The 12,626-nt window shown below is 71.8% G+C and carries 11 protein-coding genes; 8 read left to right on the top strand and 3 right to left on the bottom strand.

Features of this window, described 5'->3' with window-relative positions:
• Together JI751_RS01020 and JI751_RS01015 are read left to right on the top strand one after the other, a co-directional pair.
• The gene (locus tag JI751_RS01020; RefSeq protein WP_201932309.1) at positions 1-1,002 is read left to right on the top strand and encodes an ABC transporter ATP-binding protein; all 1,002 of its coding nucleotides are present in this window, start codon (positions 1-3) and stop codon (positions 1,000-1,002) included.
• A gap of 184 nt (positions 1,003-1,186) precedes the next feature.
• Positions 1,187-2,233: a phosphatase PAP2 family protein gene (locus JI751_RS01015; protein WP_307813659.1), complete on the top strand. Its 1,047-nt coding sequence runs from the start codon at positions 1,187-1,189 to the stop codon at positions 2,231-2,233.
• 93 nt (positions 2,234-2,326) lie between these two features.
• Here JI751_RS01015 and JI751_RS01010 read toward each other — a convergent pair whose 3' ends face one another.
• Positions 2,327-2,839, bottom strand: coding sequence for a hypothetical protein (locus tag JI751_RS01010; RefSeq protein ID WP_201932305.1), 513 nt, complete (start codon positions 2,837-2,839; stop codon positions 2,327-2,329).
• Positions 2,840-3,064: 225 nt separating this feature from the next.
• On the opposite strand from JI751_RS01010, the gene JI751_RS01005 reads away from it, so the two are divergent.
• Both JI751_RS01005 and JI751_RS01000 read left to right on the top strand, forming a co-directional pair.
• Positions 3,065-3,277, top strand: coding sequence for a hypothetical protein (locus JI751_RS01005; RefSeq protein WP_201932304.1), 213 nt, complete (start codon positions 3,065-3,067; stop codon positions 3,275-3,277).
• Between the two features lie 347 nt (positions 3,278-3,624).
• Positions 3,625-5,076, top strand: a complete 1,452-nt coding sequence (locus JI751_RS01000) for a C40 family peptidase (RefSeq protein ID WP_201932302.1) — start codon at positions 3,625-3,627, stop codon at positions 5,074-5,076.
• 96 nt (positions 5,077-5,172) lie between these two features.
• Here the strand turns inward: JI751_RS01000 and JI751_RS00995 are convergent, their stop codons facing one another.
• Entirely contained in the window at positions 5,173-6,054 is an 882-nt protein-coding gene (locus JI751_RS00995; protein WP_201932300.1) for a sulfotransferase domain-containing protein, read from the bottom strand.
• A 36-nt stretch (positions 6,055-6,090) separates the two neighbouring features.
• Here JI751_RS00995 and JI751_RS00990 point away from each other — a divergent pair, with 36 nt between their 5' ends.
• From JI751_RS00990 to lon, 4 genes are all read left to right on the top strand, one after another.
• Positions 6,091-8,130: an acyl-CoA dehydrogenase family protein gene (locus JI751_RS00990; RefSeq protein ID WP_236665509.1), complete on the top strand. Its 2,040-nt coding sequence runs from the start codon at positions 6,091-6,093 to the stop codon at positions 8,128-8,130.
• The gene (locus tag JI751_RS00985) at positions 8,127-8,816 is read left to right on the top strand and encodes a class I SAM-dependent methyltransferase (RefSeq protein ID WP_201932298.1); all 690 of its coding nucleotides are present in this window, start codon (positions 8,127-8,129) and stop codon (positions 8,814-8,816) included. The genes JI751_RS00990 and JI751_RS00985 overlap by 4 nt, the downstream gene beginning before the upstream one ends.
• A 12-nt stretch (positions 8,817-8,828) precedes the next feature.
• Positions 8,829-9,404 (top strand): hypothetical protein, encoded by a 576-nt coding sequence (locus tag JI751_RS00980; protein ID WP_201932296.1) that lies wholly within the window; start codon positions 8,829-8,831, stop codon positions 9,402-9,404.
• Positions 9,405-9,567: 163 nt separating this feature from the next.
• The gene (gene lon, locus JI751_RS00975; protein ID WP_201932294.1) at positions 9,568-11,922 is read left to right on the top strand and encodes an endopeptidase La; all 2,355 of its coding nucleotides are present in this window, start codon (positions 9,568-9,570) and stop codon (positions 11,920-11,922) included.
• A 93-nt stretch (positions 11,923-12,015) separates the two neighbouring features.
• Here the strand turns inward: lon and JI751_RS00970 are convergent, their stop codons facing one another.
• The gene (locus JI751_RS00970; RefSeq protein ID WP_201932293.1) at positions 12,016-12,555 is read right to left on the bottom strand and encodes an inorganic diphosphatase; all 540 of its coding nucleotides are present in this window, start codon (positions 12,553-12,555) and stop codon (positions 12,016-12,018) included.
• Between the last annotated feature and the right edge of the window lie 71 nt (positions 12,556-12,626).

The following is a 12,626-nucleotide window of genomic DNA, read 5'->3' as shown; positions in this document are numbered from 1 at the left end:
GTGCTCTCCCTCGACGACGTGACCGTCCGCTACGGCGACACCATCGCCGTGGACGACGTGTCCCTCGACCTCGCGACCGGCCAGGTGCTCGCCGTCCTCGGGCCGTCGGGCTGCGGGAAGTCGACCCTGCTCCGCGCCGTCGCCGGCCTCGAGCCGCTCGACTCCGGCACGATCGCGTGGGACGGCATCGACCTCGCGGGCACACCGACCCACAGGCGCGGCTTCGCGCTGATGTTTCAGGACGGTCAGCTCTTCGCCCACCTCACCGTCGCCCGCAACGTCGCCTACGCGCTGCGCCTGCGTCGTACGCCGTCCGCGCGGGTCGCCACCCGCGTGCGCGAGCTGCTCGCCCTCGTCGGCCTGGAGGGCTACGACGACCGGCTGCCCGGCACCCTCTCTGGCGGCGAGCGGCAGCGGGTCGCGCTGGCCCGGGCGCTCGCGGTCGAGCCGCGGCTGATCCTGCTCGACGAGCCCCTGTCCGCCCTCGACGCGACGCTGCGCGAGCGGCTCGCGGGTGACCTCCGGTCGATCCTCCACGCGGCCGGCACGACGGCGCTGCTGGTGACCCACGACCACGAGGAGGCGTTCGCGCTCGCCGACCGCCTGGCCGTGATGCGCTCCGGACGTGTCGTGCAGAGCGGCGCGATCGACGAGGTGTGGCGCGAGCCCGTCGACGAGGAGACCGCCCTGTTCCTCGGCTACGCCCGCGTGCTGCGCGGCGACGCGGCCGCGCGGGTGCTGGCCGCGGCGGGACTGCGGACGGCGTACGCCCTCGCGCTGCGGCGCTCGGCCCTGGTCGTCGACGCGACCGGTCCGCTGCGCGCCCGCGTCGTGCAGGCCCGGGTGACCCCGGAGCAGGTCCGCCTCGTCGTGGGGGTGGACGGCGTCGGCACCCTCGACGCCGTCGCGCCGCTCGGCAGCCGGGTCTCACCGGGCGACGAGACCGGGCTCCGGGTCGATGTGACCAGGCTCGCGATCCTTCCGATCACGCGGGCCTCTTGACCGCTCGTGGGGCACGTCGGTCAACCCCATGCCTGCTGCGCACCGTCCATCACGCACGCTGGCTGCGTTGTCCTCGACTCGACGTGGCTCCGCCACGCCTTCGCTCGTCCGCCTTGCCATCGCACGCGCTGGACGACGCTCGCGACGGCAAGGGCTTGACCGACGCACCCCTAGACTGACGTCCGTGCACCGTCCGGCCTATGCCCTCCTCGTCGGCGTCGCCGCCACCATGGGCGTGCTGGCGCTGATCGCGTCGTTCACCCTCGACCGTCCGCTCGTCGACCCGGAGGGCTTCCTCGGGCCGTCGTGGCTGAGGCTCCCGCTGCTCGTGCTGGGCGCCTTCGCCCTCGACCTGCTGCCCCGCACCCTGTGGGCCTCGCGGATGAAGCCGGCCCTGATGCCCGCGATCGCGCGCGAGCGGATCCGGGAGCACTGGGACAAGGAGCGCATCGTCCTGACGGTGCTCGGGCTCGTGTCCTTCTACATCACCTACGTCTGCTACCGGAACCTGAAGTCGTTCCTCCCCTTCATCATGGGTGAGGACAAGTACGACCGGGAGCTGCACCTCGTCGACCGGGCGCTGATGTTCGGCCACGAGCCTGCGACGATCCTCCACACGATCTTCGGCACCGGGTTCTCCTCGCACATCCTCTCGACGATCTACCTGTGGTTCCTGCCGCTGGTGCCGCTCGCGCTCGCCGCCTGGCTGGTGTGGTCGCGCAACATCACCTTCGGCTACTGGTTCGCCACGTCGCAGTGCCTGGCCTGGGCGCTCGGCACCGCGTCCTACTACGCGCTGCCGACCCTCGGCCCGGGCTTCCAGTACAGCTACCTCTACACCGACCTCCCGGAGACCGGCTCCAGCGCCTTGATGGAAGCCTTGTCCTACGGGAGGTCCAACGTGATCCGCGAGGGTGCCGAGGGGGCGGTCCAGTCGGTCGCGGGCTTCGCGTCGCTGCACGTCGCGATCACGCTCCTCGTCGCGCTGATGGTGCAGTACACGCTCCAGAACCGGATCCTCCACATCGTCTTCTGGGCCAACTTCGCGATCACCGTCGTCGCGACCCTCTACTTCGGCTGGCACTACATCGCCGACGACCTCGCCGGTGTCGTGATCGCCCTCTTCTCCTTCTGGCTCGGCGGGCTCGCGAGCGGGCAGAAGTTCGACCGCCACGGTCTGGCCTCCCACCCGACCTCGACCACCTCCCAGGTCCCCGTCGACGCCGACTGACGGGTGGCTAGCAAGTCCCCGGATATCCGGGGACCTGCCCGCTTACAGGTAGAGATCTGTACCCGTAAGCGGTCATCCCGGGTGCACAGTCCCTCACGCGAACGTGCGACTGCGGGCAGCGAGCACCTTGCGGAGCCGGCTCGCGAGGAGCTCGGGCCGCTCCAGGTCGGCCCACGTGATGCGGATGCACACCCAGCCGGTGAGCAGGATGACCTTCTCCTCGCGCGCCTTCTCCCGCATGAGGAATTCATCGAGCGTCTCGCCTTCCCGGCGGTGGATCAGGTACTTGGACTTCCCGTCGAACTCGAGGAACACCCCCAGCTCGGGCCACGCGAAGTCGAGCCGACTGACGAGGACGCCCAGCTCGTCGTAGATCTTGTGCTGCGGCTCGGGACGCGGCAGCCGTTGCATGTACGTCAGGTAGCTGAAGCGGTCCTCGCCGACCGACTCCAGACGACCGTCCGCGAGTCGAAGCACGAGGTCGGCCGTCAGGCTGCCGGGCCAGGTCTGGTGGTCCTCGACCTGAGCAGCGAACTCGGCCAGCGTCATTGCACGCGCATGCAGCATCCGGTTGACCACCACGAGCGACGCCTCCACGCCTGCCACGGTCGACACCTCGAACGCTGACCGTGGAGCGGTGCTGACCAGCACACCGTTGACTACCTCGAGGTCGTCGGCCTCCAGCCGCCCCCGGTGCGGGACCCAGTCCCCTTGGCGTCGGCCGGCGCGCTCCGGCTTCTCGCGGGTGGTGTGGACGACGTCGAGTGGGAGGCCCCACGTCGGAATCCTTCGTTCGACCACCGATGACGTGTGCGTCAGTGCAGTTTCCTGATGAGCGCGCGCGAGGACCGCACGGCCCAGGACGCGGTGTCGGTCCTCGGGCGAGCAGGCGTCCCACAGCTCGGCGCGCACATACGCGCCGTACCGCACGCGGTGCAGGACCTTGGCGCGGACCAGGCGATCGATCTGCTGGTTGGTGAGCCCTTCGGCGAGCAGCTCGCGGCGGAGTCGGACGATGCCCTCGAGGTTGCGGGCGGGCGATGACGGAGACGGCGGTTTCATCACCACAGTGGGATGCCCGCGCCCTGTCCGCGTCATGCCGGGCTTCCGGGATCTGTGGACAGACCTCGCGGACGGGCGCTTGGCACCCGGAATGCCCGCTTACAGGTAGAGATCTCTACCGGTAAGCGGGCAGGTCCCCGGATATCCGGGGACTTGCTCGACGGGCCGCGAGAGCTACATGGGTGTAGTTTGCAAGCCGACACGCCGGATGAGGGTGAAAAAGTTGGGGAAAGTGTTCCGCATGTGACGAAAGTTCACTAGCGTGCCTCGCGTTGCCCGTGCGATGGGGAAGTCGCGCGGTCGACCCGAGACCCGTGAGGGGAACCCCCGTGCCCGTCGCTCCACCGCCCGACCACGCCCGCGCGCCACGTCGTACGACGTCGCGCTGGGCGACGGCCGTCGTGCTGGTCGCGGGGCTCGCGATGGGTCCGGGTGCGGCGTTCGCGGACGACGACCGGGTGCCCACCGAGGCCGACGTCGCCGCGGCGGAGCAGGACGCGGCCGACAAGGGGCGCGACGTGGCCGCGGTGCAGGCGGACCTGATCCGCGCGAACCTCGCCCTCGACGCCGCCGGTGACACCGCAGCCCAGGCGGCCGAGGCGTGGAACGGCGCCCGGTGGCGGGCCGACGAGGCGCGCCGGGCAGCCGCCGAGGCGCAGGCCGCGGCCGACGCGGCCAGCGACGACGTCGCGACGCAACGCGAGCTGTACGCCGCCACGATGGTGAAGTCCTACGAGGAGGCCTCGCAGGTCCAGGGCCTTGCCGCGGTGGTCGAGGCCGACGGCATCGCCGCACTCATCGACCGCAGCATCACCGTCGGGAACACCTCGCAGGTCCTCGACCAGCAGTACGACTCCTTCACCGCGGCCTCCGCGGTCGCCGACGTCACCGCCGCCGCTGCCGAGCAGGCCGCGGAGCGCGCGAGCGACGCCGAGGCCCAGGCCGAGGAGGCCCGCGACGCGGCCGCTCAGGCGCAGGCGGACGCCGGGTCACGTGCCGAGGAGATCGCGGCCGACAAGGCCGACCTGATCGCTGAGCTCGCCGACCTCCAGGGCATCAGCACCCGCCTCGCGCAGAAGCGGCAGAGCGCCCTCGAGCAGGCAGCGGCCGAGGCCGCAGCGGCGGCGGCGCAGGCCCAGGCGGAAGCCGAAGCCAAGGCGCAGGCCGAGGCGGAAGCAGCAGCCAAGGCCCAGGCAGAGGCAGACGCCAAGGCGAAGGCCGAGGCGGAGGCAGAGGCGAAGGCCGAGGCCGAGGCGAGGGCCCAGCAGCGGGCCCAGCAGAGCAAGCCCACGCCGACCCCGACGAGCACGCCCACGCCCACGTCGACCCCCACGTCGACCCCCACGCCGACGCCGACGACCGCGCCAACGCCGACCCCGACGAGCACGCCCACCCCGACCACCACCCCGCCGCCCGGTGGTGGCGCGTCGGCCGCGGTCGCGTTCGCCGCCTCCCAGATCGGCGAGCCCTACCGCTACGGTGCGGCCGGCCCCGATTCGTGGGACTGCAGCGGCCTGACCGCGGCGGCCTGGGCCAGCGGCGGCAAGGCGCTCCCGCACTACTCCGTCGCGCAGTACACCCAGTCGACCAAGATCACCGCCGCCCAGCTCGCCCCCGGCGACCTCGTCTTCTGGGGCTCGTCCAGCAACCCGTCATCGATCTACCACGTCGCCCTCTACATCGGCGACGGCCAGATCATCCACGCCCCGCGCACCGGCCGGGACGTCAGCCAGGAGTCCATGTACTACTGGCGCACCCCCAACTTCTTCGCGCGCCCCTGACGAGGACTGTGCACCCAGGACACCCGCTTAGAGGTGGAGATCTCTACCTGTAAGCGGGCAGGTCCCCGGATATCCGGGGACTTGCCGACGCAGGACTCACCGCACCTTGCGGGCGAACCGCGCGGCGAGCTCGCCGGGGTCGAGGTCGCCGTCGAGGACGAGGCGGGTCGGCCAGGCCGAGGTGTCGATGTCGGACAGCTCCTCGAACAACGCCAGGTCGCGGGCGTACACCTCGGCGGTCCGGGCCACGTCGTCGGCGGTCGGCGCCGTGCCGGGCACCTGCTCGGCACCGGCGTGCCAGTTCTTCAGCGGCGGCACCGACTCGAAGCGGGGCAGCTCGAGGAAGTCGGTGGTGCGGTCGACCGTCGCAGGGAAGTCGGCCAGCATCGACCGCAGCTCCAGCAGCAGCCACTGCTGGCGGCCGAACAGCTCGAAGCCCCGCTGCAGCTGCTCGCCGTAGAACCCTCGGGCGAGACCGGTCATGTGCCGCCACCGCATGGTGCGTACGACGTCCGGGTCGGGCACCTCGTCGGGCAGGGACGTGTGCGGCCACTCGGTGAGGAAGTCCGGCCAGTCGGGCCACGCCAGGTTGCGCGAGCGCAGCATCACCCAGTGCGAGAAGAGGCGCTCGAGCGGGTCGCGGAACACCGCGATCAGCGGCATCCCGGAGTCGTAGGCGTGCATCCGCTCGAGGGCGTGCGGCCAGTAGAGGTAGGTGGGTGAGGCGTCGCCGACCAGCCGGTGGATCGGCGCGCGCCGGGGTGCGCTGTAGTCGCGCGCGTAGTCGGGCGCCGACCAGTCGACGTCCTCGTCGTCGAAGTAGTGGCGCTCCTTGTGCGGCGGCTGGCACACGAGCCGGTGCTGGTTGAGCGTCACCGCCAGCGTCGACGTACCGCCCTTCTGCACGCCGACGATCGCGTAGTTGTACGCCATCTCTCCCCAGCCCTCGCCCGGCGGGGTGGCCTCCGACACGTTCATCGCCGCGAAACCTACCCGCCGGGCTACTTTGGGGGCATGTCAGTGGACGACGCCCTCGCCGACGAGATGCCCACGCCCGTGCCGGAGAAGTCGGAGGACGAGGTGCCGGCACCCACGACGGACAAGGGCTACCGCCAGCCCGAGGTCGACGTCGCCGCGATGCGCGCCGTGCTCGACGGCCACTACGCCGAGGTCCGCGACCTGGTGCGCGCCAACCTCGCCGAGCACGCGCAGATCCTCCGCGACGAGGAGAAGATGACCACCGCCGACTTCCGCGAGCGGGTCAAGGACGTCGTGGTGATGATGGCCGAGACCGGCCAGACCGGCATGGGCTTCCCGGAGGCGTACGGCGGGGGCGGGGACATCGGCGCCTCCATCGCCGCCTTCGAGACCCTCGCCATGGGCGACCTGTCGGTGCTCGTGAAGGTCGGCGTCCAGTTCGGGCTCTTCGGCGGCGCGATCCTCCAGCTCGGCACGAAGACCCACCACGACGCCCACCTCGCCGACCTCGTGAGCGGCCGCACGATGGGCTGCTTCGCGATGACCGAGAGCGGCCACGGCTCCAACGTGCAGGCGCTCGGCACCGTGGCGGCGTACGACACCGCGACGCAGGAGTTCGTGATCACGACCCCGGACGACGCGAGCCGCAAGGACTACATCGGCAACGCGGCGGCCCACGCCGAGCTCGCCGCGGTGTTCGCCCAGCTCGAGGTGGACGGGGAGCGCCACGGCGTGCACGCCTTCGTCGTCCCGATCCGCGAGGGCGGCCGGGTCCTCGACGGCGTACGCATCGAGGACTGCGGTCCCAAGATGGGCCTCAACGGCGTCGACAACGGCCGCATCTGGTTCGACGGCGTGCGGGTGCCGCGCACCGCGCTGCTCAACCAGTTCGCCGAGGTGACGCCCGAGGGCCGCTACCTCTCGCCGATCGACAACCCCAACAAGCGCTTCTTCACGATGCTCGGCACCCTCGTGCAGGGCCGGGTCTGCGTCGGCGGCGCCGGCATCAACGCTGCCAAGGTCGCGCTGACGATCGCCACCCGCTACGCCGTACGCCGTCGCCAGTTCGAGGCGACCTCGCCCGAGGAGGAGCAGGTGCTCCTCGACTACGGCATGCACCAGCGCCGCCTGCTGCCCCTCGTCGCCCGGACGTACGCTCTCCACTTCGCGCAGGAGGTGGTCGCGGGACAGCTGCACCACGTCTTCTCGGGGGAGACGGACGACGAGCACGGCCGCCGGATGCTCGAGTCGCGCGCCGCCGCGACGAAGGCGCTGGGCACGTGGCACGCGACCCGCACCATCCAGGAGTGCCGCGAGGCGTGCGGAGGCGCCGGCTACATCAGCGAGAACCGCTTCGCCGCGCTCAAGGCCGACACCGACGTCTTCACCACCTTCGAGGGCGACAACCACGTCCTGCTCCAGCTGGTCGCGAAGGGCCTGCTGACCGACTACGCCGGCGAGTTCGAGGACATGGACCAGCTCGGCATGGCGCGCTTCGTCGCCGGCCTGGCGGTCGAGACCGTCGTCGAGCGGACGTCGGTGCACAAGCTCGTCCAGTCGGTGCGCGACCTGCTGCCCGGCGGCGACACGTGGGACCAGGAGGCCGGTCTCCTCGACCCCAACTACCAGCTCGCGATGCTGCGCTTCCGCGAGGAGCACATGATCGGCGGGGTCGCCCGTCGCCTGAAGCGCGGCATCGACCAGGGCCAGAACCCGGGTGCGGTCTTCTCCCGCGTGCAGGACCACGTCATCGCGGCCGCCAGGGCCCACTCCGAACGGCTGGTGCTGGAGGCGTTCGTCGCGAAGACCGCCGCACTGCCCGACGGCGACCTCAAGGTCGCGCTCAACCTGCTCTGCGACCTCCATGCCCTCAGCACGATCGAGGCGGACCGCGCCTGGTTCATGGAGCACGGCCGGCTCTCGAGCGCGCGCTCGAAGGCGATCAGCCGCGAGGTCGGCTCGCTGTGCCGCAAGGTCCGCCCGCTGGCCGTCGACCTCGTCGACGCCTTCGGCGTACCGGAGGAGATGCTGCGCAGTCCCGAGCTGCTGACCTGGACGGAGACCGGGCCGGCGTGAGGCTCCCGGGGCTGGGCGGCTGGAGCGAGGACCCGCTGTGGTCCTACGTCTACCCCTGGCTCGTCGAGCACCCCCAGGTCGGCCGCCCGGCGTGGCGCGCCGGGACGGGGAGCGACCTGCGGCTGATCGACGAGGCCGCCGCCGAGCTCGGCACCCTGCCTGCCGGGGCACGGGTCCTGGACGTGCCGACCGGCTCCGGCGTGGCGCTGCGCGGCGTACGACCGGGGCAGGGCCTCGACGTGGTCGTCGCCGACATCTCGCCCACCATGCTCCGCCGTGCGCTGGCCACGGCCGAGCGACGGGGAGTGGCCGACCAGGTGGCTCCGGCCCTCGTCGACGTCGGCGACCTCCCCTTCGACGACGGCACCTTCGACCTGGTCGTGTCGTTCACCGGCCTGCACTGCTTCCCCGACCCGCGGCGGGCGATCGAGGAGATGGTCCGGGTCCTGAAGGACGGCGGCGCGATCACCGGCAGCTCGATCTTCACCGACACCGGCGCGCGCTTCGAACCGCTGCGCCGAGCCGGCACCCGCGCCGGGATCCTTGGCCCGATGTGCCGGTCCGGAGACGCCATCCGGTGGCTCCGCGCGGCCGGGTGCGACACGGTGGACCTCCGGATCCACGGGGCCCTGGGCTACTTCCGGGCCGGCAAGGGCAAGGACAAGGGCAAGGACGAGGGCACGTAAGGGGGACGCACGATGACCTTCGGAGGACTGCCGACACGGTGGGAGCCGCCCAGCGAGAGCCGCGGCGTCGCGCTCGTCGCGCCCGGTCGCGCGTACTCGCCTGCCGCGCCACTGCTCGAGTTCGCGCGCCGTGCGCTGCTCCAGCACGGCTTCACCGTGCAGCAGCTCTGGTGGGACACGACCACGCGCGGCGACGAGGAGTCCGAGTCGTGGGTACGCCGCCACGTCGAGGAGGCGCACGCAGCCGAGGCCGCCGACCACGTGCTGGTCGTGGCCAAGTCCCTCGGCACCTTCGCCGCGTCGTACGCCGCCGAGCGCGGGCTCGACGCGATCTGGCTGACCCCGCTCCTCACCGAGCCGACGGTCGCAGAGGCGATCGGCGCCAACGCCGGCCGCCAGCTCCTCGTCGGCGGTCTGCGTGACGAGCTCTGGGTGCCGTCGATCGCCCGCGAGCTCGGTGAGAACGGGTGCGACGTGCTCGAGGTGCCCGACGCCGATCACTCGATGGGCACCGACGACGCCGTCCGCACGGCCGAGATCCACGTCGACGTCGCGCGAGCGGTCGAGGCCTTCCTCGCCTCCCTCTGACCTGGCCGTCCCGCTGTCACGCCGGGTTACGAGCTGTACCCACCATCTAGCAAGGTAGTGGGTACAGCACCTAACCCGGCGTTACAGGGGCCGACGGCCGGCGTTCGCGGTGAGCGAACCGCGAACCGGAACATGCCTCCGGTTGCGGGACGTTGTGACGGACATGACGCAGAACCTCTCGCTCCCGGTGGTGTTCCTCCACGACACGGTCGTGCTTCCCGGCATGGTCGTGCCCATCGAGCTCGACGACTCCGCCCGCGCGGCGATCGACGCGGCCCGCCTGGCCGCGGACTCCCGGGCCGGCGCCGACGACGAGCCCACGCGCGTGCTCGTCGCACCCCGCCTCGAGGACCGCTACGCCACCCACGGCGTCGTCGCGGTCGTCGACCGGGTCGGCCGCTTCGCCGGCGGCAGGCCCGCCGCCGTGCTGCGGGCCGAGCGGCGGGTCGCGATCGGGGCCGGCGTGACCGGCCCCGGTGCTGCCCTCTGGGTGGAGGCCGAGCCGGTCGCCGAGACGACCGTGACGGACGAGCTCCGCGCCTTCGCGGAGGACTACCGCGCGCTCGTCGTCTCGATCCTGGAGCGCCGCGAGGCGTGGCAGGTCATCGAGAACGTCCGCCGCATCGCCGACCCCGGCGCGCTCGCGGACACCTCCGGCTACGCGCCGTACCTCTCCGAGGACCAGAAGCGGCAGGTGCTCGAGACGCCCGACGTCGGTGACCGGCTGCGGCTGCTGCTCGAGTGGACCCGGGCGTACGACGCCGAGGACGAGGTCAACGACAAGATCGGCCAGGACGTCCGCGAGGGGCTGGAGAAGAGCCAGCGCGAGTTCCTGCTGCGCCAGCAGCTCGCCGCGATCCGCAAGGAGCTCGGCGAGGGCGAGCCCGACGGCTCCGACGACTACCGCGCGCGCGTCGAGGCGGCCGACCTCCCCGAGGCGGTCCGCGACGCGGCGCTGCGCGAGGTCGACAAGCTCGAGCGCTCCAGCGACCAGAACCCCGAGGCCGGCTGGATCCGCACGTGGCTCGACACCGTCCTGGAGCTGCCCTGGAACGAGCGCACCGAGGACTCCCACGACGTGGTTGCGGCCCGCGCGGTGCTCGACGCCGACCACCACGGCCTCGACGAGGTCAAGGACCGGATCACCGAGTACCTCGCGGTCCGGGCCCGCCGCGCCGAGCGCGGTCTCGAGGTCGTCGGCGGCCGCGGCTCGGGCGCGGTGATCCTGCTCGCCGGCCCTCCCGGCGTCGGCAAGACCTCGCTCGGCGAGTCCGTCGCGCGGACGCTGGGCCGGACGTTCGTGCGCGTCGCCCTCGGTGGCGTACGCGACGAGGCGGAGGTCCGCGGTCACCGTCGGACCTACGTCGGCGCGCTCCCCGGCCGCATCGTCCGGGCCATCAAGGAGGCGGGCTCGATGAACCCGGTGATCCTGCTCGACGAGGTCGACAAGGTCGGCGCCGACCACCGCGGCGACCCTGCGGCCGCGCTGCTCGAGGTGCTCGACCCGGCGCAGAACCACACGTTCCGCGACCACTACCTCGAGCTCGACCTCGACCTGTCCGACGTGCTGTTCATCGCCACCGCCAACGTGGTCGAGCAGATCCCCTCGGCGCTGCTCGACCGGATGGAGCTGGTCACCATCGACGGCTACACCGAGGACGACAAGGTGGCGATCGCGCGTGACTTCCTGGTCCCGCGCCAGCTCGAGCGGGCCGCGCTCACGGCCGACGAGGTGACCATCTCCGAGGAGGCGCTCGGCGAGATCGCCGCCAACTACACGCGCGAGGCCGGCGTACGCCAGCTCGAGCGGTTGCTGGCCAAGGCGTTCCGCAAGGCCGCGACGCGGCTCGCGACCGGCGAGGTCGAGCGGATCGACATCGACCGGGCCGGCCTCGTCGACCTGGTGGGTCGGCCGCGGTTCACGCCCGACAGCCACGAGCGCACCGACGTGCCCGGGGTCGCGACCGGACTGGCTGTGACCGGGCTCGGCGGAGACGTGCTCTACGTCGAGACGTCCGTCGCCGAGGGCACCGCGGGACTCACGGTGACCGGCCAGCTCGGCGACGTGATGAAGGAGTCGGCCTCGATCGCACTGTCGTGGGTGCGCGCGCACGCCGCGGAGCTCGGGATCGAGCCCTCAGCCTTCGAGCAGTCGATCCACGTCCACTTCCCGGCCGGTGCCGTCCCCAAGGACGGCCCGTCCGCCGGGGTCACCATGGTGACGGCCCTCGTCTCGCTGCTCACCGGTCGCCCGGTGCGCTCGGACGTCGGGATGACGGGCGAGGTGTCGCTCTCGGGCCGGGTGCTGCCGATCGGCGGGCTCAAGCAGAAGCTGCTGGCCGCCCAGCGCGCCGGGCTCACCACGGTCTTCGTCCCCGAGCGCAACCGCCCGGACCTGGACGACGTACCGGCCGAGCTGCTCGGTGAGCTCGACGTGCGCCCCGTCGGTCGGGTGACCGACATCCTCGCCGAGGCCCTCGAGCCGGCGGTCGTCACGGACCAGGCGAGCGCCGCCTGACGCTGTGACGCCGGGTTGCTGCCACTCCTCCTGCGTTGCAGCAGAGGTGGTTACAGGCAGTAACCCGGCGTCACAGCGGGTGCGGGGAGGAGGTCAGGCGTCCTCGCCGAGGCTGTCGTCGGCGAGGTTGTCCACGTCGTTGCCGTGGCCCTCGGTCTTGAAGCGCTCGAAGGACGCGCGGACCTCGGCCTCGGCCTCGACGCGGCCGACCCAGTCGGCGCCCTCGACGGACTTGCCGGGCTCGAGGTCCTTGTAGACCTCGAAGAAGTGCTGGATCTCGAGCCGGTCGTACTTCGAGACGTGGTTGATGTCGCGCAGGTGCTCCAGGCGCGGGTCGTGCGCAGGCACGCACAGTACCTTGTCGTCGCCGCCGGCCTCGTCGGTCATCCGGAACATGCCGATCGCCCGGCACGCGATGAGGCAGCCGGGGAACGTCGGCGCCTGGAGGATCACCAGGGCGTCGAGCGGGTCGCCGTCCTGGCCGAGGGTGTTCTCGATGAACCCGTAGTCGGCCGGGTAGGCGGTCGAGGTGAAGAGCATCCGGTCGAGGCGCAGGCGTCCGCTCTCGTGGTCGACCTCGTACTTGTTGCGCTCGCCCTTGGGGATCTCCACCAGCACGTCGAACTCGAGCACGTCTTCCTCCACACTCTCCGGCACGTCGTCGGGCCGGCTCACATCGGATAGGTCGCGTCCGGCGGTGGGCC

It is taken from the genome of Nocardioides baculatus (assembly GCF_016735675.1).
GTDB classification, from domain to species: domain Bacteria; phylum Actinomycetota; class Actinomycetes; order Propionibacteriales; family Nocardioidaceae; genus Nocardioides; species Nocardioides baculatus.
This window is presented reverse-complemented; position numbering and strand designations above follow the sequence as displayed.